The 22,400-nt window shown below is 72.5% G+C and carries 24 protein-coding genes; 16 read left to right on the top strand and 8 right to left on the bottom strand.

Annotated elements, in window-relative coordinates; genetic code table 11:
• The first annotated feature begins 156 nt into the window (after positions 1-156).
• From ACQP04_RS18640 to ACQP04_RS18630, 3 genes are all read left to right on the top strand, one after another.
• Entirely contained in the window at positions 157-1,017 is an 861-nt protein-coding gene (locus tag ACQP04_RS18640; protein WP_433508391.1) for a tRNA (adenine-N1)-methyltransferase, read from the top strand.
• Between the two features lie 215 nt (positions 1,018-1,232).
• On the top strand, positions 1,233-2,990 hold the full coding sequence (arc, locus tag ACQP04_RS18635) for a proteasome ATPase (protein WP_433508390.1): 1,758 nt from the start codon (positions 1,233-1,235) through the stop codon (positions 2,988-2,990).
• 119 nt (positions 2,991-3,109) lie between these two features.
• On the top strand, positions 3,110-3,514 hold the full coding sequence (locus tag ACQP04_RS18630; RefSeq protein WP_433501850.1) for a VOC family protein: 405 nt from the start codon (positions 3,110-3,112) through the stop codon (positions 3,512-3,514).
• 324 nt (positions 3,515-3,838) lie between these two features.
• Here ACQP04_RS18630 and ACQP04_RS18625 read toward each other — a convergent pair whose 3' ends face one another.
• Together ACQP04_RS18625 and ACQP04_RS18620 are read right to left on the bottom strand one after the other, a co-directional pair.
• Positions 3,839-4,552: an AraC family transcriptional regulator gene (locus tag ACQP04_RS18625; RefSeq protein WP_433501849.1), complete on the bottom strand. Its 714-nt coding sequence runs from the start codon at positions 4,550-4,552 to the stop codon at positions 3,839-3,841.
• 110 nt (positions 4,553-4,662) lie between these two features.
• Positions 4,663-5,223, bottom strand: coding sequence for a YceI family protein (locus tag ACQP04_RS18620; RefSeq protein WP_433501848.1), 561 nt, complete (start codon positions 5,221-5,223; stop codon positions 4,663-4,665).
• Positions 5,224-5,315: 92 nt separating this feature from the next.
• On the opposite strand from ACQP04_RS18620, the gene ACQP04_RS18615 reads away from it, so the two are divergent.
• Both ACQP04_RS18615 and lpdA read left to right on the top strand, forming a co-directional pair.
• Positions 5,316-5,852, top strand: coding sequence for a MarR family winged helix-turn-helix transcriptional regulator (locus ACQP04_RS18615; protein ID WP_433501847.1), 537 nt, complete (start codon positions 5,316-5,318; stop codon positions 5,850-5,852).
• An 88-nt stretch (positions 5,853-5,940) separates the two neighbouring features.
• A complete protein-coding gene (gene lpdA, locus ACQP04_RS18610) occupies positions 5,941-7,344 on the top strand; it encodes a dihydrolipoyl dehydrogenase (protein ID WP_433501846.1) in 1,404 nt (467 codons plus the stop codon).
• Between the two features lie 67 nt (positions 7,345-7,411).
• Here lpdA and ACQP04_RS18605 read toward each other — a convergent pair whose 3' ends face one another.
• Positions 7,412-7,948: an NUDIX domain-containing protein gene (locus ACQP04_RS18605; RefSeq protein ID WP_433501845.1), complete on the bottom strand. Its 537-nt coding sequence runs from the start codon at positions 7,946-7,948 to the stop codon at positions 7,412-7,414.
• A 50-nt stretch (positions 7,949-7,998) separates the two neighbouring features.
• Between ACQP04_RS18605 and fdhA the strand changes: the two genes are divergently transcribed.
• The 5 genes from fdhA (at position 7,999) to prcA (ending at position 13,130) form a co-directional block, all read left to right on the top strand.
• Complete coding sequence (gene fdhA, locus ACQP04_RS18600) at positions 7,999-9,213, top strand: formaldehyde dehydrogenase, glutathione-independent (RefSeq protein ID WP_433501844.1); 1,215 nt, start codon at positions 7,999-8,001, stop codon at positions 9,211-9,213.
• A 118-nt stretch (positions 9,214-9,331) separates the two neighbouring features.
• On the top strand, positions 9,332-10,834 hold the full coding sequence (dop, locus tag ACQP04_RS18595) for a depupylase/deamidase Dop (RefSeq protein ID WP_037039379.1): 1,503 nt from the start codon (positions 9,332-9,334) through the stop codon (positions 10,832-10,834).
• A 146-nt stretch (positions 10,835-10,980) separates the two neighbouring features.
• Complete coding sequence (locus ACQP04_RS18590; protein WP_037038873.1) at positions 10,981-11,178, top strand: ubiquitin-like protein Pup; 198 nt, start codon at positions 10,981-10,983, stop codon at positions 11,176-11,178.
• A gap of 130 nt (positions 11,179-11,308) precedes the next feature.
• Positions 11,309-12,262 carry a proteasome subunit beta gene (prcB, locus tag ACQP04_RS18585; protein WP_433501843.1) on the top strand — a complete coding sequence of 318 codons (954 nt, stop codon included), beginning with the start codon at positions 11,309-11,311 and terminating at the stop codon, positions 12,260-12,262.
• A gap of 73 nt (positions 12,263-12,335) precedes the next feature.
• On the top strand, positions 12,336-13,130 hold the full coding sequence (gene prcA, locus ACQP04_RS18580) for a proteasome subunit alpha (RefSeq protein WP_433501842.1): 795 nt from the start codon (positions 12,336-12,338) through the stop codon (positions 13,128-13,130).
• A 63-nt stretch (positions 13,131-13,193) separates the two neighbouring features.
• Here the strand turns inward: prcA and ACQP04_RS18575 are convergent, their stop codons facing one another.
• From ACQP04_RS18575 to ACQP04_RS18560, 4 genes are all read right to left on the bottom strand, one after another.
• On the bottom strand, positions 13,194-13,556 hold the full coding sequence (locus ACQP04_RS18575; protein WP_433501841.1) for a VOC family protein: 363 nt from the start codon (positions 13,554-13,556) through the stop codon (positions 13,194-13,196).
• 25 nt (positions 13,557-13,581) lie between these two features.
• Positions 13,582-14,409 (bottom strand): formate dehydrogenase accessory sulfurtransferase FdhD, encoded by an 828-nt coding sequence (gene fdhD, locus ACQP04_RS18570; protein ID WP_037038879.1) that lies wholly within the window; start codon positions 14,407-14,409, stop codon positions 13,582-13,584.
• Positions 14,410-14,485: 76 nt separating this feature from the next.
• Complete coding sequence (locus tag ACQP04_RS18565) at positions 14,486-15,253, bottom strand: methyltransferase domain-containing protein (RefSeq protein ID WP_433501840.1); 768 nt, start codon at positions 15,251-15,253, stop codon at positions 14,486-14,488.
• 60 nt (positions 15,254-15,313) lie between these two features.
• On the bottom strand, positions 15,314-16,891 hold the full coding sequence (locus ACQP04_RS18560) for a bifunctional phosphatase PAP2/diacylglycerol kinase family protein (protein WP_433501839.1): 1,578 nt from the start codon (positions 16,889-16,891) through the stop codon (positions 15,314-15,316).
• 42 nt (positions 16,892-16,933) lie between these two features.
• Here ACQP04_RS18560 and pafA point away from each other — a divergent pair, with 42 nt between their 5' ends.
• Positions 16,934-18,295 (top strand): Pup--protein ligase, encoded by a 1,362-nt coding sequence (pafA, locus tag ACQP04_RS18555; protein ID WP_037038883.1) that lies wholly within the window; start codon positions 16,934-16,936, stop codon positions 18,293-18,295.
• A gap of 63 nt (positions 18,296-18,358) precedes the next feature.
• Here pafA and ACQP04_RS18550 read toward each other — a convergent pair whose 3' ends face one another.
• Entirely contained in the window at positions 18,359-18,607 is a 249-nt protein-coding gene (locus ACQP04_RS18550) for a hypothetical protein (RefSeq protein ID WP_433501838.1), read from the bottom strand.
• A 193-nt stretch (positions 18,608-18,800) separates the two neighbouring features.
• Here ACQP04_RS18550 and ACQP04_RS18545 point away from each other — a divergent pair, with 193 nt between their 5' ends.
• From ACQP04_RS18545 to tatC, 5 genes are all read left to right on the top strand, one after another.
• Positions 18,801-19,790, top strand: a complete 990-nt coding sequence (locus ACQP04_RS18545) for a helix-turn-helix transcriptional regulator (RefSeq protein WP_433501837.1) — start codon at positions 18,801-18,803, stop codon at positions 19,788-19,790.
• A complete protein-coding gene (locus ACQP04_RS18540; protein WP_433501836.1) occupies positions 19,787-20,788 on the top strand; it encodes a helix-turn-helix transcriptional regulator in 1,002 nt (333 codons plus the stop codon). The genes ACQP04_RS18545 and ACQP04_RS18540 overlap by 4 nt, the downstream gene beginning before the upstream one ends.
• The gene (locus ACQP04_RS18535; protein WP_433501835.1) at positions 20,788-20,973 is read left to right on the top strand and encodes a hypothetical protein; all 186 of its coding nucleotides are present in this window, start codon (positions 20,788-20,790) and stop codon (positions 20,971-20,973) included. Before ACQP04_RS18540 ends, ACQP04_RS18535 begins: the two co-directional genes overlap by 1 nt.
• 61 nt (positions 20,974-21,034) lie before the next feature.
• On the top strand, positions 21,035-21,349 hold the full coding sequence (tatA, locus tag ACQP04_RS18530; protein ID WP_433501834.1) for a Sec-independent protein translocase subunit TatA: 315 nt from the start codon (positions 21,035-21,037) through the stop codon (positions 21,347-21,349).
• 61 nt (positions 21,350-21,410) lie between these two features.
• On the top strand, positions 21,411-22,340 hold the full coding sequence (tatC, locus tag ACQP04_RS18525) for a twin-arginine translocase subunit TatC (RefSeq protein ID WP_433508389.1): 930 nt from the start codon (positions 21,411-21,413) through the stop codon (positions 22,338-22,340).
• The last annotated feature ends 60 nt before the right edge of the window (positions 22,341-22,400 follow it).

Here is a 22,400-nt window from a genome sequence, read left to right as displayed (position 1 = left end):
CGCCGCGCGGAGGGGCCCGGAGCCGGGGAAGTAGCGTTGCCCCCCGTGCCCGACTCCGATCTCCGCACCGACCCCGTGGCCGACCTCGGCGCGCACGAACCCGCCGATGAGGCCGACGGGGCGCCCCGCGAGGAGCCCGTCGACGCCGGGATCGCGCTGGGCGCCGGGGAGCCGGCCGGGTTCCGCGCCCGCGGCGGCCCCTTCCGCGAGGGGGACCGGGTACAGCTCACCGACCCCAAGGGCCGGAAGTACACCGTCGTGCTGGAGGCGGGCGGCAGCTACCACACCCACCGCGGCGCCCTCGCCCACGACGACCTGATCGGGAGGCCCGAGGGCTCCGTCGTCCACTCCGCGGCCAACACGCCGTACCTCGCGCTCCGGCCGCTGCTCGCCGACTACGTGCTGTCGATGCCGCGCGGCGCCGCCGTGATCTACCCGAAGGACGCGGCGCAGATCCTCGTCTGGGGCGACATCTTCCCCGGCGCCCGCGTGCTGGAGGCGGGGGCCGGATCGGGCGCGCTGACCTGTTCGCTCGTCCAGGCCGTCGGCCCCACCGGTTCGGTGGTCTCGTACGAGATCCGCCCGGACCACGCCGAACACGCCGAACGCAACGTGCGACGGTTCTTCGGCGACACGCCACCCAACTGGACCTTGCGCCTCGGTGACCTCTCCACCCACGACGGGCGCGCCGAACCCGTCGACCGCGCGATCCTGGACATGCTCGCGCCCTGGGAGTGCCTCGAGACTGTGCGTGACGCCCTGATCCCGGGCGGCGTCCTCGTGGGCTACGTCGCGACGACCACCCAGCTGTCGACGCTCGTCGAGAAACTCCGCGAAATGCAGTGCTGGACCGAGCCGCAGGCGTGGGAATCGCTGATCAGGCCGTGGCACGTGGTCGGGCTCGCCGTCCGTCCCGAGCACCGCATGATCGGTCACACTGCGTTCCTGGTGACGGCTCGCCGCCTGGCCGAGGGCGTGGTCCCGCCCCGCCCCCAGCGCAGACCGACCAGTCGCTGAGGGCGTTCGGTCGAGACGTGAGAACCGCTCGACTACGGGAACCAGACACCCCGGTGGCGTCAAGGTGCCGTCCGCGTGAGTGACGGATCACCAGATCGCCTCACCGCCGTGGGCGACGTCTACGGGTACCGTATGGAAACGGAACACGGAGGGAGGATGCCGTGAACCCCTACGACGACGGTCCCGGCACTCACCAGCCAGGCGACGGCGGGGCCCTGTCCCCGGCGGAGGCGGCGGCCCAGATCCGCTACCTCGAAGAAGAAGTCGCGATGCTGCGGCGCAAGCTGACCGAATCCCCCCGGCACGCGCGGTTGCTCGAGCAGCGGCTCGCCGAGTCCGCCAGCAGGCTCTCCCAGCTCAGCGCGCGCAACGAGAAGCTCACCGAGACCCTCAAGGAGGCGCGCAGCCAGCTCGTCGCCCTCCGCGAGGAGGTCGACCGCCTGGCCCAGCCCCCGAGTGGCTACGGCGTGTACCTCACCGCCTACGAGGACAACACCGTCGACGTCTTCACCTCCGGGCGGCGCATGCGCGTCGCGGTCTCCCCGGCGGTGGAGCTCGACACCCTGCGCAGCGGTCAGTCCGTGCGGCTGAACGAGGCGCTCACGGTCGTCGAGGCCGGCGACTGGGAGAAGATCGGCGAGGTCTGCGGCCTGCGCGAGGTCCTCGCCGAGCCGACGGACGGCCTCGCCGGCCGTGCCCTGGTGGTCGGGCACGCGGACGAGGAGCGGGTCGTGTGGCTCGCCGCCCCGCTGTTCGACGAGTCCTCCCCGGACTTCGTGGCGCTCAAGCCGGGCGACTCGCTGCTGGTCGACACCAAGGCGGGTTACGCCTACGAGCGGGTCCCGAAGGCCGAGGTCGAGGACCTCGTGCTGGAGGAGGTCCCGGACGTCGGCTACGAGGACATCGGCGGTCTGTTCCGACAGATCGAGCAGATCCGGGACGCGGTCGAGCTCCCGTTCCTGCACGCCGAGCTGTTCACCGAGTACGAGCTGCGCCCGCCCAAGGGCGTGCTGCTCTACGGCCCTCCCGGCTGCGGCAAGACGCTGATCGCGAAGGCCGTCGCCAACTCGCTGGCCAAGAAGATCGCGGCCCAGCGCGGCGACGACCCGAACGAGGGCCGGGCGTTCTTCCTCAACATCAAGGGCCCGGAGCTGCTCAACAAGTTCGTCGGCGAGACCGAGCGGCACATCCGGCTGATCTTCCAGCGGGCGCGGGAGAAGGCCTCGGCGGGCACCCCGGTGATCGTGTTCTTCGACGAGATGGACTCGATCTTCCGCACGCGTGGCTCGGGCGTGTCGTCGGACGTCGAGACCACGATCGTGCCGCAGCTGCTGGCCGAGATCGACGGTGTCGAGGGCCTCGAGAACGTCATCGTCATCGGCGCGTCGAACCGCGAGGACATGATCGACCCCGCGATCCTGCGGCCCGGCCGCCTGGACGTGAAGATCAAGATCGAGCGGCCCGACGCCGAGGCGGCGCAGGACATCTTCTCGAAGTACATCACCAACACGCTGCCGGTCCACGAGGAGGACCTCGCGGAGTTCGCCGGCAACCGCAAGGCCTGCGTGGACGCGATGATCCAGCGCGTCGTCGAGCGGATGTACGACGAGTCCGAGGAGAACAGGTTCCTCGAGGTCACCTACGCCAACGGTGACAAGGAGACCCTGTACTTCAAGGACTTCAACTCGGGCGCGATGATCCAGAACATCGTCGACCGGGCGAAGAAGTCCGCGATCAAGTCGGTCCTCGAGACCGGGCAGCGCGGCGTGCGGGTCGCGCACCTGCTGTCCGCGATCGTCGACGAGTTCGCCGAGAACGAGGACCTGCCCAACACCACCAACCCGGACGACTGGGCCCGCATCTCGGGCAAGAAGGGCGAGCGGATCGTCTACATCCGCACGCTGGTCACCGGCAAGAACGAGGCCACCGGCCGCGCGATCGACACCGCGTCGAACACCGGCCAGTACCTGTAGACGCGCAGCACGGAAGAGGCCCCGCCCGGTCCGCCGGGCGGGGCCTCTTCCGTTCTCCGGGCCCGGAGCCTGGCCGATTCGTTCACGACGGCGGATGGGCGGGTTCGTAGCGTGGCGTCATGGGACCGCGACCGAGCTCCACCGTCATCGAGATCGTGACCGCCGACCTGGCGAAGGCCCTGGCCTTCTACCGGGACCTCGGCCTGGAGGTGCCCGACGGGGCGGAGGACCAGCCGCACGTCGAGCTGCCGCTGCCGGGCGGGAACCGCCTCGCCTTCGACACCGAGGCCACGATCGCGAGCTTCACCGCCGACTACGCCCCGCCGACGGGGGAGGGCCGGCTCGCGCTCGCCCTCGGCTACGACACGCCGGCCGACGTCGACGCCGCCCACGCCGCCCTCACCTCCGCCGGCGCCCCCTCCGAGTGCGAGCCCTTCGACGCCTTCTGGGGCCAGCGCTACGCCACCGTCCGCGACCCCGACGGCACCCACGTCGACCTCTTCGCCGCCCTCCCCACGACCTGAGTCGTGATCATCAGGAGCTGAGGGCTCGTTCCCTCCCCGGACCCAGCCCTCAGCTCCTGCTGATCGACGCGTCCACGGCCATCACCGATCGCGTGCAGCAACGGCTGCGGAGACAGCGTGATCGCACGAAAGCGGCGATCATGTGAGGCGTAGCGCGGCGCCTCGACACCACGATCAGCTGAAGCGTGCGCCGACGGCTCCGGGAACCGCCCTGAGCGCACCAGAACGGCGATCATGCGGCACGCCGCGGGCGACATCCAGCCGTGAATGCACGCGCCCGGGTCGGTCGGGCCGCCGATGCGCGCGACTCGCGTGCTCGCGGTGTCAGGTCGGGCGGAGGGCGCCGGCGGGGACCCCGGCGAGGGCGCGGACCTCGCGGGAGAGGTGGGGCTGGTCGGCGTAGCCGGTGCGGACCGCGACCTCCGCGGGAGCGACGCCCGCGTGCAGCAGGGTGGCCGCCGCGCGGAAGCGGAGCACCCGGCGCAGGACGGCGGGGCCGTAGCCGTAGACGGCGGTGCAGTGCCGGGTCAGCGAGCGGGTGGACCAGCCCAGCTCCTCGGCCACCGCGCCGACGGCCGCGCCCCCGCCGAGGCGCGTGGTGATCCGGCGCAGTGCGGGCAGACTCCAGGGCGCGGTCTCCCGCCGCGGCTCGGCCGCGGCCAGCGCGGCGACCAGCCGGAACAGCGAGCCCGGGTCGGACGGGACCGTGGGACCCGCAAGGCGGGCGGCGGCGGGGGAGACCTCGGCCAGCGCGACCCGCGTGTCGCGCAGCTCCGCGGCCGGGACGCCGAGCAGGCGGGGCAGCACACCGGGGTGGAAGCGGAGTCCGCCCGTCCATCCGCCCTGCCGGCCGCGCGTGACGAAGGCCGCGGTGTCCGGCCCTGCGACCGTGAGCCCGCCGGCCTCGTCGACGAGCAGGTCCATGCAGCCGTCGGGCAGCACGCGGGTGGGCCCCGTGCGTGCCGTGGGCCCCGTGCTCCACAGGCACTCGACCAGCCCGCGCAGCGGCGCGGGCGGGGCCAGCTCCCGGTAGCTCACGTCCGCGACGCTACCGCCGCGCACCGACTGAATCCGCGCGTGAGCCCCGAGAACGCCGGAGGCCCGTCCACATCGTCGGTGGGCGGGCCTTCCGCAGCGGAGCGCGTGGGTCAGGCGGTGCGGAGCACGGCCTCGATCTCGAGGGTCAGCTGGACCTTCTCGCCGACGACCACGCCGCCGCCGTCCATCGGCATCGAGATGTCGACGCCGAAGTCGTTGCGGTTGACGGTGGTGGTGGCGGTGAAGCCGGCGCGGGTGCCGCCGTAGGCGTCGGGGCCGAAGCCGCCGATCTCGAGGTAGAGCGAGACCGGCTTGGTGACGCCCTTGATCGTCAGGTCACCGTTGAGCTTGTAGTCCGAGCCGTCCGCCTCGATGCCGGTGGAGACGAAGGTCCACTCCGGGTACTTCTCGGTCTCGAAGAAGTCGGCGGACTTGATGTGCCCGTCGCGCTGCTCGTTGTTGGTGTCGATCGACGTGGCGTCGAGCGTCGCGGAGACCGTGGAGTCCTCGAAGCGCTCGGCGGTCTCGATGGTGCCGCCGAACCGGGCGATGCGACCCTTGACCTTGCTGACCATCATGTGGCGCACGGAGAAGGAGACGTCCGAGTGGACCTGGTCGATGTCCCACGTGCCCACGACGTAACCGGGGATCTGGGTGGTGGCTGCGGTCATCGTGACCCTCCAAGAAGATTTGGTTGAACTCTCAGGTGTTGAGAGCGACCATACTGGCGTTGAGTTGAGTGTTCAACCATAGGAGAAGTGACGTGGCGCACACCCGCTGGCTCGACGACGAGGAGCAGCGCACCTGGCGGGCCTTCCTCACCGCCCAGCGCCTGCTGTTCGAGCGCGTCGAGCGCCAGCTGCAGAACGAGGCACGGATGCCGCACGGCTACTACGAGATCCTGGTCCGGCTGTCCGAGGCGCCCGACCGCACGCTGCGCATGAGCAGGCTCGCCGACACCTCGCTGTCCTCGCGGAGCCGGCTCTCGCACGCGGTCGCGCGCCTGGAGGGGGCGGGCTGGGTCGAGCGCACCGCCTGCGAGACCGACCGCCGGGGCGCCTGGGCCCGGCTGACCGACGCCGGGCTGGCCGCCCTGCAGGCCGCCGCCCCGGGGCACGTCGAGACCGTCCGGTCGCTGCTGTTCGACGCGCTGACCCCGGAGCAGGCCGCGGCGCTGCGCGACGTCAGCGAGACGCTCGTCGCCCACCTGACCGACCGGCCCGTCTGGCCCGCGGGCGACGACGCGGGGTGCCCGACCCCGGAGCGGGCCGGCGAGGAGGCCTGCCCGGAGGCCGGGTGACGGCTGTCCGGTGTGCCCCGGATCGCATCGGTCGGCTCCGGCGGGGCCGGGCCCGGCCTGCGCGGCCGCGGCGTCCTAGGCTGGTGGCATGTCTCGCTTCGACGTCGTCGTACTCGGTGCCGGTCCCGGTGGTTACGTGGCAGCGATCCGCGCTGCGCAGCTCGGCAAGAGCGTGGCCGTCATCGAGGAGAAGTACTGGGGCGGCGTCTGCCTGAACGTCGGCTGCATCCCGTCGAAGGCGCTGCTGCGCAATGCCGAGCTCGCGCACATCGTGACGAAGGAGCAGAAGACCTTCGGCATCAGCGGGGACGTCACGTTCGACTACGGCGCGGCGTTCGACCGCAGCCGCCAGGTCGCGGACGGCCGGGTCAAGGGCGTCCACTTCCTGATGAAGAAGAACAAGATCACGGAGTTCGACGGCCGGGGCACCTTCACCGACCCGAACACCATCGAGGTCGCGCTGTCCGACGGCGGCTCGGAGACCGTGCAGTTCGACCACTGCATCATCGCCACCGGCGCCGTCACCAAGCTGCTGCCGGGCACCTCGCTGTCCGACCGCGTGGTCACCTACGAGGAGCAGATCACCACCCGTGAGCTGCCGGGCAGCGTGATCATCGCCGGCGCCGGCGCGATCGGGGTCGAGTTCGCCTACGTGCTGGCGAACTACGGCGTCAAGGTCACCATCGTCGAGTTCCTCGACCGGCTGCTCCCGCTCGAGGACGCGGACGTGTCGAAGGAGCTCGGCAAGCGCTACAAGAAGCTCGGCGTCGAGGTCCTGACCGGCACGAAGGTCGAGAAGATCGACGACTCGGGCGACCAGGTCACCGTCACCGTGTCCGACGCGAAGGGCACCCGGGACCTGCAGGCCGACAAGGTCGTCCAGGCGATCGGCTTCCAGCCGCGGGTCGAGGGCTACGGCCTCGACAAGACCGGCGTCGAGCTGACCGAGCGCGGCGCCATCCAGATCGACGACTTCATGCGCACCTCCGTGCCGCACATCTACGCGATCGGCGACGTCACGGCCAAGCTGATGCTCGCCCACGTCGGCGAGGCACAGGGCGTGGTGGCCGCGGAGACGATCGCGGGTGCCGAGACCCAGGAGCTCGACTACACGATGATGCCGCGGGCGACCTTCTGCCAGCCGCAGGTCGCGAGCTTCGGCTACACCGAGAAGCAAGCCCGGGACCTCGCCGAGGAGAAGGGCTGGAAGGTCAAGGTCGCGCAGTTCCCGTTCACCGCGAACGGCAAGGCGCAGGGCCTCGCCGACGCCGGCGGGTTCGTCAAGCTCATCGCGGACGAGACCTACGGCGAGCTGCTCGGCGGCCACCTGATCGGCCCGGAGGTCACCGAGCTGCTGCCGGAGCTCACCCTGGCGCAGAGGTGGGACCTCACCGCCACCGAGCTCGCGCGCAACGTGCACGCCCACCCGACGCTGTCGGAGGCGCTGCAGGAGGCGATCCACGGCCTCGCCGGCCACATGATCAACTTCTGAGGAACTGCCGCCCTGCACCAACGGCACTCTCGTGCGGACCTACCGCACGGGAGTGCCGTTCGTGCATTCAGAGGGTGGTCAGGAAGTGCTCGGCGAGGATGCGGGAGTCGGGGGCGAACCCGCGGGCCGGGTCGGCCAGCAGCTCCGCCAGCTCGGCGTTCGTCCGCCACCCGCCCTCCGCGACCTCCGACGCCTGGTGGTGCACCGGGCCGTCGGAGAACGCCTCGTAGCCGAACAGGTGGCAGCGCAACCCCTCCGGCCCGCCGAGGCCGGCGCCCGGCCCCGACTCCCACGCCACCGCCAGCAACGGCCGCAACGCCACCCCGCGCACGCCGAGCTCCTCGGCCAGCTCGCGGGTCGCCGTCCCGAGCGGGGTCTCGCCGGGATCGACCACCCCGCCGGCCACGCAGTCCCACAGGCCGGGCATCACGAGCTTGTCGTCCGCCCGGCGGTGGACGTACACGCGCCTGCAGTCCGTGCTGCGCAGGATCACGCCCGCGCTGCCGTGCCAGAGCGAACGGGCGTAGACCTCCGCGCGCGGTGCGGACCCTACGACCGTCCCGGCCGCGTCGTACACGGCGATCACCTCGTTCCCGCTCGTCATGGGGCCATGGTCCCGTTGTGACCTTGGACACGTCGGAGTAGGCAGGGTTCATGGGTGGAAACAGGATCGTCGTCTACAAGGAGCCCGGCCGTGTCGAGGTCGAGGACCACGACATGCCGAAGCTGGAGGTCCCCGCCGACGTCGCGCAGGCCAAGGGCATGAGCCGCGAGGCGCCGCACGCGGTGATCCTCAAGAACGTCTCGACCAACATCTGCGGGTCGGACCAGCACATGGTCCGCGGCCGTACCACGGCCCCGGCCGGCCAGACACTGGGCCACGAGATCACCGGCGAGATCGTCGAGAAGGGCAACGACGTCCAGTTCCTGGACGTCGGGGACATCGTCACGGTGCCGTTCAACATCGCCTGCGGGCGTTGTCGCAACTGCCGGGAAGGCGCCACGGGCGTCTGCCTGAACGTCAACCCCGCGCGCGCCGGCTCGGCCTACGGCTACGTCGACATGGGCGGCTGGGAGGGCGGCCAGGCGGACTTCGTCATGGTGCCGTTCGCCGACTTCAACCTGATGAAGTTCCCGGACCGCGACCAGGCGCTGGCGAAGATCCGGGACCTGACGATGCTCTCGGACATCTTCCCGACGGGCTACCACGGCGCCGTCTCCGCCGGGGTGACGACGGGCATGACCGTCTACGTGGCCGGGGCAGGGCCCGTGGGGCTGGCCGCCGCCTACTCCGCGCACCTGCTGGGCGCAGCCGTGGTGATCGTCGGCGACCTGAACAAGGAGCGCCTCGAGCAGGCGCGGTCCTTCGGGTGCGAGACCGTGGACGTCGGGCAGTCGGCCACCCTCGAGGAGCAGATCGACCAGATCCTCAAGACCAACGAGGTCGACTGCGCCGTCGACGCCGTGGGGTTCGAGGCCACCGGACACGGTGGCGGCGAGGAGAAGCCCGCCCAGGTGCTCAACGACATCATGAGCATCACCCGGGCCGGCGGGAGCCTCGGCATCCCGGGCCTGTACGTGACCGGTGACCCGGGTGCGGCGGACCCGGACGCCAAGGAGGGCACCCTCAAGGTGCGCCTGGGCCTGGGCTGGGCCAAGAGCCACAGCTTCGTGACGGGGCAGTGCCCGGTGCTGCGCTACAACCGCAAGCTGATGATGTCGATCCTGAACGACAAGGCGCACATCGCCGACGCGGTCAACGCCACGGTCATCCCGCTCGAGGACGCCCCGCGCGGGTACCAGGAGTTCGACCGGGGCGCGGCCCGCAAGTACGTGATCGACCCGCACGGCATGATCCCGGCGGCCTGATCCGAGGGCTCCGCACCACGGTGTCCGACCCGCCCGGCGACCGCCGTTCCGGCCGCCGGGCGGGTTAGGCTCTGGGGATGCACTCCCGCGAGGTCCGTTCGTGACCGCCCGCCGCATCATGGGCACCGAGGTCGAGTACGGCATCTCCGTGCCCGGCGACCCGACCGCCAACCCCGTCATCACCTCGACGCAGATCGTGCTGGCGTACGCGGCCGCGCAGGACATCCCGCGCAACCGCCGTGCCCGCTGGGACTACGAGGTCGAGTCGCCGCTGCGCGACGCGCGCGGGTTCGACCTGTCGGCGCCCACGCTCTCCAGCTCGAACAACGACTCGGAGCTCGACGACCTCGGCGCGGCGAACGTCATCCTCACCAACGGCGCCCGGCTCTACGTCGACCACGCGCACCCGGAGTTCTCCACCCCCGAGGTCCTGACCCCGCGCGACGTCGTGATCTGGGACAAGGCGGGGGAGCGGATCATGGAGGAGGCCGCGGTGCGGGCCGCCACCGTGCCCGGCGCGCCGCGGATCCAGCTCTACAAGAACAACGTCGACGGCAAGGGCGCGAGCTACGGCTCGCACGAGAACTACCTGATGGCCCGCCAGACCACGTTCCCGGCGATCGTCGGCGGGCTCACGCCGTTCTTCGTCTCCCGCCAGGTCGTCACGGGCGCGGGCCGGGTCGGCATCGGCGCCCAGGGGGACGCGGAGGGCTACCAGATCTCGCAGCGTGCGGACTACATCGAGGTCGAGGTCGGCCTCGAGACCACGCTCAAGCGCGGCATCATCAACACCCGGGACGAGCCGCACGCCGACGCCGACAAGTACCGCCGGCTGCACGTCATCATCGGCGACGCCAACATGAGCGAGTACGCCACGCTGCTCAAGGTCGGCACCACCGCGCTGGTCCTCGACATGATCGAGAACGGCGTCCGGTTCGACGAGCTGCGCCTGGCCGAGCCGGTGCGCGCCGTCCACCAGATCAGCCACGACCCGTCGCTGCAGCAGAAGGTGGAGCTCACCGACGGGCGCTCGCTCACCGCCGTCGAGCTGCAGTGGGCCTACCACGAGAAGGCCGTCAAGCACGTCGAGAACTCGCAGGGCGCGGACATCGACCCGGACACGGCCGAGGTGCTGCAGCTCTGGGGCGAGATCCTCGAGGACCTCGCCGAGGACCCGATGCGCACGGCGGACCGCCTCGACTGGACGGCCAAGCTGCGGCTGCTCAACGGCTACCGGGAGCGGGACAACCTGCAGTGGAACTCGGGCCGCCTCGGCCTGGTCGACCTGCAGTACACGGACGTCCGGATGGCCAAGGGCCTCTACAACCGGCTGGTCACCCGCGGGTCGATGAAGCGGCTGGTCACCGAGGAGCAGGTCGAGCGCGCGATCCGCAACCCTCCGGAGGACACCCGCGCCTTCTTCCGCGGCCGCTGCCTCGAGCGCTACCCGGCCGAGGTCGCGGCGGCGTCGTGGGACTCGGTCATCTTCGACCTGGGCCGCGAGTCGCTGGTCCGGATCCCCACGCTGGAGCCGCTGCGCGGCACGCGCCGGCACGTCGGGGAGCTGATCGAGGGCTCGCGGACCGCCGAGGAGCTGGTGAAGGCCCTCACCAACGGGTGAGCCGCCCCCGCCGGGACATCAGTTCGCAACCCGCGAACCGTGGGCGACGGCGGGTCCCGGCAAGTAGGCTGGACGCATCGGACCCCGGGGTCTGCCTGCCACGACGGTGGCGGGTCGCCCGGGATCGGACGCGAGGAGGAGACGTCATGTCGCAGGAGCAGACGAAGCGCCAGGGCGGTGGCGGCGGCGACGACGACGAGAGCGGCGACGCCTCGGCCGCCGGCCAGGAGCGCCGGGAGAAGCTGGGCGAGGACGTCGACACGATCCTCGACGAGATCGACGACGTCCTCGAGGAGAACGCCGAGGACTTCGTCCGCGCGTACGTGCAGAAGGGCGGCCAGTAGCCGCACCTGACAGCCGGTGGCGGGTCGGGCCCCGGAAGGGGTCCGGCCCGTCTCTGCTAGTACCTGGTATCCGGCCCCATCCGTGAGCGACACCCCGACAGCGACTTGCGAGAGAGGCACACCCCACACCATGGAGTTCCGCGAGGGCATCCCCGGGCCCGCTGCGATCGGCCGCCCCTTCCCCGGTTCCCCCGAGCCCGCGGCCGGCCGCCGGGACGGGCGGCCCGGGCAGCCCGGGCTCGGCCACCACGCCGCCTTCGCGGCACTGGGCGAGACGTCGTTCGCCAACTACGTCGCGGCCACCCAGCCGCACCTGCTCCCCGGCCGGATGTTCGACGCGCCCCGCGGCCCGGAGGGCCGTCCCATGACGCCCGACGCGCTGGGCGTGCCGCACGGCACCACGATCGTCGCGCTCCAGTTCGCCGGGGGCGTCGTCATCGCCGGCGACCGGCGCGCCACCGCGGGCAACGTCATCGCCCAGCGGGACATCGAGAAGATCTTCATCACGGACTCGCACTCCGCGGTCGGCATCGCCGGCTCGGCGGGCATCGCGATCGAGATGATCCGGCTCTACTCGGTCGAGCTGGAGCACTACGAGAAGATCGAGGGCGTGGCCATGTCCCTCGACGGCAAGGCCAACCGGCTCGCGGGGATGATCCGCGGCAACCTCGGCGCGGCCCTGCAGGGCTTCGTCGTGGTGCCGCTGTTCGCGGGCTACGACACCGAGGAGCCGGACCCGGCCAAGGCCGGCCGCATCGTCACCTACGACCCCACCGGCGGGCGCTACGACGAGTGGCTCGGCTACCACGCCGTCGGCTCCGGCTCGGTGTTCGCCAAGTCCTCGATGAAGAAGCTGCACCGGACGTCGGCGGACCTGCAGACCACGCTGCGCAACGCGCTCGAGGCGCTGTACGACGCCGCGGACGACGACACGGCCACCGGCGGGCCGGACCTGGTCCGGAAGATCTACCCGGTCGTCGTCAGCATCACCGGTCCCGAGGGCGCCGTGCGGCGCTCGGAGGAGGAGATCGCCGGGATCGTCGAGCGGATCGTGGCGGACCGCGCGGAGAACCCGGGCGGCTGAGCGTGCCGCGCCCGGTCCGCCGGGCGCGCCCGCCCCACCCGGCCAGCACGATGAGATCCAGGAGCGTCCCCCGATGACGATGCCCTTCTACTCCTCCGTCGACCAGCTGCTCCGCGACCGGTCGGAGCTCGCCCGCAAGGGCATCTCCCGCGGCCGCAGCGTCGTGGTCATGACCTTCTCCGGCGGCGTGCTGTTCGTCGCCGAGAACCACTCCAGCGCCCTGAACAAGGTCTCCGAGATCTACGACCGGATCGGCTTCGCGGCCGTCGGCCGGTACAACGAGTTCGAGGGCCTGCGCACCGCCGGCATCCGGCTCGCCGACTCCCGCGGCTTCTCCTACGACCGGCGGGACGTGACCAGCCGCTGGCTGGCCAACACCTACGCCCAGTTCATCGGGGCCGCGTTCGTCGAGCAGCAGAAGCCGTACGAGGCGGAGATCTGCCTGGCCGAGGTCGGCGAGACGCAGGACGGCGATCAGCTGTACCGCATCACCTACGACGGCTCGATCACCGACGAGCCGCAGTACGTGGTCATGGGCGGCACCACCGAGCCGATCTCGACGAAGCTCAAGGACGTCTACGACGGCGGGCACGACCTCGGCGAGGCGCTGGCGACCGCGCTGGAGGGCCTGCAGGTCCCCGGGTCCGGCCCCGGAAACGGCACCGAGGCCCGCGTGCTCGGCGAGAAGGCGCTCGAGGTGGCCGTGCTGGACCGCACCCGTCCCGGCCGCGCCTTCCGCCGGATCAGCGGCCCGGTGCTGCGCAGCCTGCTGCCGGCCGCGAACCGCGGCGAGGCCGCCGAGGAGCCGGACGTCCGCGGCGGCGACGACGCCCCGGCCGCGGGCGGTGCCCTGCCCTCGTCGAACTGAACCCGACCCCGGCGCGCCGGTCCACTCAGGTGGGCCGGCTGCGTCGTTCTCGGGGGGTCGTTCTCAGGAGTACGTGCGCAGCTCGACGCCGTTGCCGTCCGGGTCGGTCAGGTAGATGCCCCGGCCCTGGCCACGCGCCCCGAAGAGGTCCTTCGGGCCGGCCACACCGTGCTCCGCGGCGAGGGCGTCGAGGTCCGTCCCGGTCACGACCAGGGCGAAGTGGCCCATGTTGGTCCCGGTCCGCTCGCCGCGCTGGACGTCGATGATCGTCCCCGCGGACACCCGCAGGGAGGCGAACGGCACCTCGCCGCGCCGCCACTCCTCGAGCCGCTCGGGCGCCAGGCCCAGGGTCTCCCGGTACCAGGCGATCAGCCGCTCCGGGTCGTCCGTCACCAGCACGATGTGGTCCAGCCCGTCGACGCGCATGCCGCGAGCGTAGGGCGACGACCGCCTAGAGCGCGATGCGTTCCGGGTGCGTGTAGACGTTGCCCGAGCCGCCGCGCAGGAACCCGACGAGGGTGAGCCCGGCCTCGTCGGCCAGCTCCACCGCCAGGGAGGACGGCGCGGACACCGCGGCCAGCACCGGCACCCCGGCCATCACGGCCTTCTGGACCAGCTCGAACGAGGCCCGCCCGGAGACCTGCAGCACCGTCCCGGCGGCCGGGACCCGACCCTCGAGCAGGGCGTGCCCGAGGACCTTGTCGACGGCGTTGTGCCGGCCGACGTCCTCGCGCGTGACCAGCAGCGACCCGTCGGGCTCGAACAGGCCCGCGGCGTGCAGCCCGCCGGTCGAGTCGAAGACCTTCTGGGCCTCGCGCAGCCGGTCCGGCAGCGTCCCGACGACCTCCCACGGCACCCGCACCTGGTCGTGGGCGGGGGAGAAGCGGGACTTCAGCTTCACGGCGTCGAGCGAGGCCTTCCCGCAGACCCCGCAGGAGGAGGTCGTGTAGAAGTTCCGCTCCACCGAGGTGTCCGGCGGCTCGACGCCCGGCGCGAGGGCCACGTCGAGGACGTTGTAGGTGTTGCGGCCCTCCGCGTCGACCGAGTCGCAGTAGCGGGCGGTGAGGAGGTCCGTGGCGGCGCCGATGACCCCCTCGGTGAGCAGGAAGCCGTGGGCGAGCTCGACGTCGTGCCCCGGGGTGCGCATGGTCACCGTCAGGGGCGCCCCGTCGACGCGCAGCTCGAGCGGCTCCTCGACGGCCAGCGTGTCCGGCCGGCGGCGCTGCGATCCGTCCGCCGCGAGCCGCAGCACCGGCCGCCGTGCGGTGAGCCTTCCCATGGGTTCCAGCCTACGGAGCCGGGAGGTCCGCCGCCTGGCCTGAACGTGTGGGACCGGGCCCTCGGAGACCGGGCCCTCACTCCGGGACGGCGACCACGCAGAAGCGGTTCATGCTGAAGAAGTAGTCGCCACCGCGGACGTCGGCGAGCCACGCCCGGCCGTCCTCGCTGCTCAGACCCTGCCGGTCCGCGACGTAGCCCGCGATCGTGCGGGCGATCAGGGCGCTGTAGGTGTCCTCGTCGAGGCGCGGGTTGAGGATCGGGATCGCCGCCTGCACGGTGACCCGGAACCCGGCGGTCCGGAGGTGTCGGGCCCAGGTCGCGGGCAGGTGCGGGTGCACCAGGTGCTCCTCCCAGGCCGCCATGACACGGGCGTGCCGGGCCCGGTCCGCGACGTGCCAGACCACCGAGTCCCAGTCGGTGTCGAGCAGCAGCACCCGGCCGCCCGGCCGGACGACCCGGCGCAGTTCGGCGAAGGCCTGCGGGATGTCGGCGACGTACTCGTAGACCTGGGTGGACACGACGGCGTCGAGGTCGCCGTCGGGGTAGGGGAGGGCCTCCGCGGAGCCCTGGGCGATGGTCACGACCGGCAGCGCCCCCACCCGGCGCGTGGCCAGGGCGTTCATCGCCGGGCTCGGGTCGATGCCGTGGACGGTCCCCTCCGGGCCGACGGCGGCGGCGAGGGACTCGAGCAGGAAGCCGGGGCCGGAGCCGACGTCGAGGATCCGTTCCCCGGGCCGCGGCGCGAGCAGGCCCAGCACCTCGGCCCGCTGCTGGACGATGTCGGGCGTCGAGTAGACCCGCTCGACCTCGCGGGCGCCTTCCTCGTCGAACGCGAGCGTCATCGGTCCTCCCGGGGGCGTGTCCGGGTGGGTCGGACCGGATCAGCCGGGCATTACCGGCCGTCAGCCCTGGAAGGGCCGGTCCCGGCCGGTCCAGCGCTCCTCGTCGCGCCGGTAGATCGGGATCGGGTTCTTGGCGACCCGGAAGGTGTACCGGCCGGCCTCCTCGACCACCTCGCCGTCCGTGGCGAGCATGCTCGGCACGGCCAGCTCGACGTCGAGTTCCGCGGTCTCGAGCTGGGTGTAGACGCGGCTGTGCCCGAGCGCGCCGAAGATCAGGGCGCCGACCACCCGCAGCCGGGAGAAGGCGACGTCGGCGCGCAGCCACCGGACGTCGAGCAGTCCCGAGTCGAGGGTCGGCCGCCAGGCCGGGACCATGCCGCGCGGGTGGTAGGGCCCGTTGCCGACGAAGATGAACCACACGAGGTGCCAGCGGTCGCCGACCTTGACCCGCACCTTCTCCGACCGGCGCAGCACCGTGACCAGGGCGGCCGCGAAGGCCGGCCACTTGCCCCACCGCGGCTGCCACTTCTCGCGCAGCCGGACCAGCTCGGGGTAGGAGCCCACGCTCGCGGTGTTGAGGAAGTAGCGGGTCCGGATGACCTCGGGGTGCACGGGCTCGTCGCCCGCGCCGGGGTGCGCCTCGACCATCGCCAGGTCGACGGCCACCGCCTCGCCGGCCTGCGTCGCGTCGACCGCCTCCTGCAGGTCGTAGACGCCGACGTCCCGGGCGAAGTGGTTGAGCGTGCCCGCCGGGACCACGACCAGGGGCAGGTGGTGGCGGTCCGCCGCCGCGGCGGCCGCGGCCACGGTGCCGTCGCCGCCCGCCACGCCGAGCGCCCGAACCCACTCGCCCCGCTCGGCGACGGCCTCGTCGAACTGCTCGCCGACGTCCTTGCCCCGGGTCACGCGCAGCAGGTGCGCGGCGGGCAGCGCCTGCCGGACGTCCTCGGTGAGGTCCTGGTCGGGCGGGCCCGAGTGGGGGTTGACCACGATCAGCAGGCCCTCGCCCTGCGGCAGCTCCGGCACGCTGTCCACCGGCCGGGCGCGGGCCTCGTCGGTGCGCCGGGGCGGCCACCACCGTTGGGTGCCGAGCGCGATGCCGGAACCGACGGCGGCCCCCACCACGACGTCGGACGCCCAGTGCACACCCACGTGCACCCGCGAGTACGCGACGGCCGCGGCCAGCGGCACGACCGCGGGCGCCACCTTCGGGTTGTCCAGGGTGACCGCGGTGGCGAAGGCGGCCGCCGAGGCCGCGTGCCCCGAGGGGAACGACGACGAGGTCGGCGGCTTGGCGAGCGTCCGGTACGCCGGCAGCTCGGCCGCGGCCGGGCGCCGGCGCGGCAGCAACGGCTTGAGGATCCCGTTGGCCGTGGCGGACGACAGCGCGATCGCGAGCATGCCGCGCGCCGCCGCCTTCCGGCCGGCCCCGCGGCGCACCGCGAGCACCCCCGCGACGAGCACCCAGAGCGCGCTGTGGTTCGCCGCGGCGGACAGCCGGCGCATGACGTGGTCGAAGCGGGTGTGGGGGCGCGCCGAGACGGCGGCCGTCACGGCCCGGTCGAGGTCGTTGACGGCCGCCAGCCCACGATCGAGGCGGCGGGATTTCAGGGCGACTCGCCGGAACCAGTCGGTCACAGGCGTGACCTTATGGGGGTTCCTGCGCTTACGCTGTGAGACATGCAGCGTCGGATCTTCGGGGTCGAGACCGAGTTCGGGGTCACGTGCACCTTCCACGGCCAGCGCCGGCTGTCGCCGGACGAGGTCGCGCGGTACCTGTTCCGGCGCGTCGTGTCCTGGGGCAGGTCGTCCAACGTCTTCCTGCGCAACGGTGCCCGGCTCTACCTCGACGTGGGCTCGCACCCGGAGTACGCGACCGCCGAGTGCGACACGCTGACCGGACTCGTCGCCCACGACAAGGCGGGCGAGCGGATCCTCGAGGACCTGCTGGTCGACGCCGAGCGCCGGCTCGTCGACGAGGGCATCGGCGGGGACATCTACCTGTTCAAGAACAACACCGACTCCGCGGGCAACTCCTACGGCTGCCACGAGAACTACCTGGTCGCGCGGCAGGGCGAGTTCGCCCGGATCGCCGACGTGCTGCTGCCGTTCCTCGTCACCCGCCAGCTGATCTGCGGCGCGGGCAAGGTGCTGCAGACCCCGCGCGGCGCGGTCTACTGCCTGTCCCAGCGCGCGGAGCACATCTGGGAGGGCGTCTCCAGCGCCACCACCCGCTCCAGGCCGATCATCAACACCCGGGACGAGCCGCACGCCGACGCGGAGCGCTACCGCCGGCTCCACGTGATCGTCGGCGACTCGAACATGGCCGAGACCACCACGCTGCTCAAGGTCGGCACCACCCACCTGGTCCTGGAGATGATCGAGGCCGGCGTCCAGTTCCGGGACTTCACCCTGGACAACCCGATCCGCGCGATCCGCGAGATCAGCCACGACCTCACCGGCCGGCGCACCGTGCGGCTGGCGGGCGGGCGCGAGGCCAGCGCGCTGGACATCCAGCGCGAGTACCACGCCCGCGCCGTCGAGCACCTGCGCCAGCGCGGCAGCGAGGACCGCACGCTCGAGCGGGTCGTCGAGCTCTGGGGCCGCACGCTCGACGCCGTCGAGAGCCAGAACTTCTCCCTGATCGACCGGGAGATCGACTGGGCGATCAAGTACCGGCTGGTCGAGCGGTACCGCGCCAAGCACGACCTGGACCTGTCGAGCGCGCGGATCGCGCAGCTCGACCTCGCCTACCACGACATCCGGCGCGGCCGCGGCCTGTTCGACATGCTGCAGCGCAAGGGGCTGGTCGAGCGGGTCACGGACGACGGCGAGATCGAGGTCGCCAAGGACACCCCGCCGCAGAGCACCCGGGCCAAGCTGCGCGGCGACTTCATCGCCGCCGCCCAGGCGGCCGGCCGCGACTTCACGGTCGACTGGGTGCACCTCAAGCTCAACGACCAGGCCCAGCGCACCGTGCTGTGCAAGGACCCGTTCCGCTCGGTCGACGAGCGGGTGGACCGGCTGATCCAGTCCCTGTAGGCCCCGTACGCGAACGGCCCCGTCGCCCTCCCGGGCGGCGGGGCCGTCGTCGTCCGTTCCGGGCTACTCGATGCCGGGCATCATCTTCTTCCGCAGGGCGAGCAGGTCGTCCTGGATCGGCTTGGCGGCCGGCCCGGCGTGGTCGGGCGCGGGCTGGATGCCCAGGGAGTGCAGGAGCGCCTCGGCGGCCTGCTTGGGGTCGCCGGTCTCGCCGAGCACGGGGTGCAGCCCGTGGTCGGCGAGATGGTGGAACACCAGGTTCACGACGCTCCACGGGTTGAAGGTCTCCGGCTGGCCGGCGTCGTGCGTCATCGCGGTGGGCCTCCTCGTACTGTGCCGTGCGTCACCGGAAGCCTCTGCCGCGGTGATCGCCGGGTCAAGGCCGCGCGGTGTCGCTTCCTGAGACACCGACCCGGCGGGGCGCGCGTTCACCCGACCGCGGCCCGGCGTGCCGAGTTTCTCCGGGTGCCCGCGGCGTTCGAACGGTTGGTCGTATGCTGCCCCCGTGTCCTCCGCCCGTGCCGAGCGCCTGGTGAACCTGGTGCTCTGCCTGCTGTCGACGCGGCAGTTCCTGACCGCGGAGCGGATCCGCGCGACCGTGCCCGGGTATACCGACGCCACCAGCGACGAGGCCTTCTTCCGCATGTTCGAGCGGGACAAGACCGAGCTGCGCGAGCTGGGTGTGCCGCTCGAGACCGGCCGCACCTCGGCCTTCGACACCGTGGAGGGCTACCGGATCGCCCGGGGCGACTACGAGCTCGGCGAGATCGACCTCGACGCCGAGGAGGCCGCCGCCGTCGCGCTGGCCGGCTCGCTGTGGGACTCGCCCGAGCTGTCCGGCGCCGCGCACGGGGCCCTGCGCAAGCTGCGGGCCGCCGGTGTGGAGGTCGACGAGACGCGGGGTTCGGTGCAGCCGCGGGTCCGGGCCGCCGAGCCGGCGTTCGCGCCGCTGCTCGCCGCCGTGCAGGCCGGCCAGGCCGTCACCTTCGACCACCGTCGCGGCGGGCCGACCGGCGAGATCGCCCGGCGTACCGTGGAGCCGTGGGGCGTGGTGTCGTGGCGGGGCCGCTGGTACCTCGTGGGTCACGACCGGGACCGGGAGGACGTCCGGTCCTTCCGGCTGTCCCGCATCCTCGAGCCGGTCAAGACGGTGGGCGAGCCCGGTGAGGTGACCGTGCCGCCGGGCACGGACCTGATGGCGTCGATCCACCGGTCCGTCGACCAGGGGCCGGTCGTCGGGGTCGCCACCGTGTGGGTCGCGGAGGGCCACGCGCACGGCCTGCGCCGGCTCGGCACGGTCGTCGGGCCGCGCGAGCTGGGCGGCCGTCAGGGGGACATGCTGGAGATCGAGCTGCGCAGCGAGCGGACCGTCGCGCGCTGGCTGGCCGGGGCGGGGCCGGACGTCGTCGTGCTCGACCCCCCGGGGCTCGCCGCGCACGTGCGGCGGCTGTGGGAGGGCGCGCTCGCCGCCCACGCGGGGGAGCGCGTCCGGTGAGCGGGGTCGCCGACCGGCTTCCGCGGCTGCTGTCGCTGGTGCCGTACCTGCTGGCGCGGCCGGGCATCCCGATCGCCGAGGCCGCCGCGGACTTCGACATCACCCCGCGGCAGCTGCGCCGCGACCTCGAGCTGCTGTGGATGTGCGGGCTGCCCGGCTACGGGCCGGGGGACCTCGTCGACCTCTCGTTCTCCGGGGACACGGTGACCGTGACCGAGGACGCCGGGATGCGCCGCCCGCTGCGGCTGACCACCGCGGAGGCGACCGCGCTGCTGGTGGCCCTGCGGACGCTGGGCGAGGCACCCGGGGTCGTCGACACCGCGGCCGTGCGCAGGGCCACCGCCAAGATCGAACGGGCCGTCGGCGACGCCGGGGTGGCCACCGTCGCCGTGGACCTCACCCGCGAGGAGGAGGCCACCGCGGCCACCGTGCGCGGCGCCCTGGACCGCGGGCGGGCCCTGCAGATCGTCTACTACACCGCCGGGCGGGACGCGGTGTCCCGCCGGACCGTCGACCCGATGCGCCTGCTGCTCGTCGAGGGCCGCGGGTACCTGGAGGCCTGGTGCCGGCGCGCGGAGGGCGTGCGGCTGTTCCGGCTGGACCGGGTCGAGGAGGTCGCCGAGCTCGCCGAGCCGAGCGCGCCGCCGTCCGATGCGGAGCCGCACGACGTCTCGCGCGGGCTGTTCACGCCCAGCGAGGAGCACCGCACCGCGGTCCTCGAGGTGGCCCGCGAGGCCCGCTGGATCGCCGAGTACTACCCGGTCGACGAGGTCGTGGAGCACCTCGACGGGTCGGGCTCGGCGCGCGTGCTGCTCCGGTACGCCGACCCGGCCTGGCTGGTCCGGCTGGTGCTGGGCCTCGGCGGCGGGGCGCGGGTGCTGGAGCCGCCGGAGCTGGCGGTCGCGGTGGCCGAGCGGGCGCGTGCGGCGCTCGCCGCGGCGACCACCACGGACGACGTGCCCGCGGGCGGGCACGGCACGGGATCGGGGGAGCGTTGATGGGGCTGTACTGGGTGCCGGTGCTGCTGGGGGCGGCGGGGATCGTGCTGCTGCTGGCCGTGGCGGTGGTCTGCCTGGCCCACGTGCGGCGGTTCGTGCATGCCGCGCAGCAGGAGCGCCGGCGCACCGTGCAGGCCGTCCTCCCGCTGCGGTCGGCGGCCGCGGAACTGCGCGCCCGCCGCTGACGTTGCCCGGGGTACCGGTGCGTAGTATCAGGGTGAACCGGTTCCGTCGAAAGGACTGCTCATGCCGAGTCTCGGCGGGTGGGAGATCGTCATCCTCGTGGTGGTGGTGCTCCTGCTGTTCGGAGCCAAGAAGCTGCCCGACATGGCCCGCTCCGTCGGGCAGTCCGCCCGCATCTTCAAGGGCGAGATGAAGGGCATGAAGAACGACGGGAAGACCGAGGAGCCGGCGAAGCAGGAGCCCCCGGCCCAGCTCCCGCCGGCGCAGGGCTCCACCACGGGCACCACCGGCAGCACGGGTACCTCCGCCACCGATTCGTCGGCCCCGGCGGCGCGGCCCGCGGAGCAGCCGGTGGAGCAGCGCGAGCACCAGCAGTAGGGCCGCGCTCGACGTGGTGAAGCTCAGCCTCCGTCGGACCCCGAAGAACCCCGACGGCACGATGACGCTCGTCGAGCACCTCTACGAGCTGCGCAACCGCCTCGGGATCTCGCTGCTGGCGATCGCGGTCACCACGGTCGTCGGCTACATCTGGTTCGAGGTCGGGTTCTTCGGCGCACCGAGTCTCGGCGCCCTGCTCAAGGAGCCGTACTGCTCGCTGCCCGCCTCGTCGCGGGCGGTGTTCACCGCCGACGGGTCCTGCACCCTGCTCGGCACCGGGCCGTTCGACCAGTTCATGCTGCGCCTGAAGGTCGGCGCGGTCGCGGGCATCGTCATGGCCTGCCCGGTGTGGCTGTACCAGATCTGGGCCTTCATCGTGCCCGGGCTGTACCCGAAGGAGCGCAAGTTCGCGCTGATCTTCGTCAGCACCGCGGCGGTGCTGTTCGTCGCGGGCGCGGTGCTCGCGTACTTCGTCGTCTCGCAGGGCCTGGCCTTCCTGCTGACGATCGGCAGCGAGGTGCAGACCACCGCACTGACCGGCGAGAGCTACTTCGGGTTCGTCATCGCGCTGCTGCTGATCTTCGGCGTGAGCTTCGAGATCCCGCTGCTCGTCGTCATGCTCAACCAGATCGGGATCCTGAGCTACGAGCGGCTGCGCAAGTCGCGGCGCGGGATCATCTTCGGCCTGTTCGTGTTCGCCGCGGTCGCCACGCCGGGGCAGGACCCGATCTCGATGACCGCGCTCGCGGCGGCGCTCACGCTGCTGTTCGAGCTCGCCATCCAGATCGCGCGGGTGCACGACCGGCGCAAGGCCAAGCAGCGCAAGGCCGAGGGCTGGGACGACTGGGATCCCGACGCCCCGTCGCCGATCGACACCGCGCCCAGCCGGGTGGACGGGCCCAGCCGGATCGAGGAGCCGGGCGCCGTGCCGCCGCCCGCGCCGGTGAGCAGCGCGGAGCCGAGCGCCCGCAACGTCGACGACGTCACCTGAGCCCGGGCCCGTCCGTGAGCGGGGTAACGGGCCCGTCCGACGGCGGAGTGTCGGTGTGGT

The sequence above is a fragment of the Pseudonocardia halophobica genome (assembly GCF_050948485.1).
Lineage (GTDB): Bacteria > Actinomycetota > Actinomycetes > Mycobacteriales > Pseudonocardiaceae > Pseudonocardia > Pseudonocardia halophobica.
Note: the sequence above shows the minus strand (reverse complement) of the source record. Positions and strands in the feature narration are given on the sequence as shown.

Coding starts and splice junctions, on each gene's coding strand:
- ACQP04_RS18630 (WP_433501850.1), top strand. CDS start 3,110: ATGGGACCGCGACCGAGCTCCACCGTCATCGAGATCGTGACCGCCGAC.
- ACQP04_RS18620 (WP_433501848.1), bottom strand. CDS start 5,223: ATGACCGCAGCCACCACCCAGATCCCCGGTTACGTCGTGGGCACGTGG.
- lpdA (WP_433501846.1), top strand. CDS start 5,941: ATGTCTCGCTTCGACGTCGTCGTACTCGGTGCCGGTCCCGGTGGTTAC.
- ACQP04_RS18605 (WP_433501845.1), bottom strand. CDS start 7,948: ATGACGAGCGGGAACGAGGTGATCGCCGTGTACGACGCGGCCGGGACG.
- fdhA (WP_433501844.1), top strand. CDS start 7,999: ATGGGTGGAAACAGGATCGTCGTCTACAAGGAGCCCGGCCGTGTCGAG.
- dop (WP_037039379.1), top strand. CDS start 9,332: ATGGGCACCGAGGTCGAGTACGGCATCTCCGTGCCCGGCGACCCGACC.
- ACQP04_RS18590 (WP_037038873.1), top strand. CDS start 10,981: ATGTCGCAGGAGCAGACGAAGCGCCAGGGCGGTGGCGGCGGCGACGAC.
- prcB (WP_433501843.1), top strand. CDS start 11,309: ATGGAGTTCCGCGAGGGCATCCCCGGGCCCGCTGCGATCGGCCGCCCC.
- prcA (WP_433501842.1), top strand. CDS start 12,336: ATGACGATGCCCTTCTACTCCTCCGTCGACCAGCTGCTCCGCGACCGG.
- ACQP04_RS18575 (WP_433501841.1), bottom strand. CDS start 13,556: ATGCGCGTCGACGGGCTGGACCACATCGTGCTGGTGACGGACGACCCG.
- fdhD (WP_037038879.1), bottom strand. CDS start 14,409: ATGGGAAGGCTCACCGCACGGCGGCCGGTGCTGCGGCTCGCGGCGGAC.
- ACQP04_RS18565 (WP_433501840.1), bottom strand. CDS start 15,253: ATGACGCTCGCGTTCGACGAGGAAGGCGCCCGCGAGGTCGAGCGGGTC.
- pafA (WP_037038883.1), top strand. CDS start 16,934: ATGCAGCGTCGGATCTTCGGGGTCGAGACCGAGTTCGGGGTCACGTGC.
- ACQP04_RS18550 (WP_433501838.1), bottom strand. CDS start 18,607: ATGACGCACGACGCCGGCCAGCCGGAGACCTTCAACCCGTGGAGCGTC.
- ACQP04_RS18535 (WP_433501835.1), top strand. CDS start 20,788: ATGGGGCTGTACTGGGTGCCGGTGCTGCTGGGGGCGGCGGGGATCGTG.
- tatA (WP_433501834.1), top strand. CDS start 21,035: ATGCCGAGTCTCGGCGGGTGGGAGATCGTCATCCTCGTGGTGGTGGTG.
- tatC (WP_433508389.1), top strand. CDS start 21,411: ATGACGCTCGTCGAGCACCTCTACGAGCTGCGCAACCGCCTCGGGATC.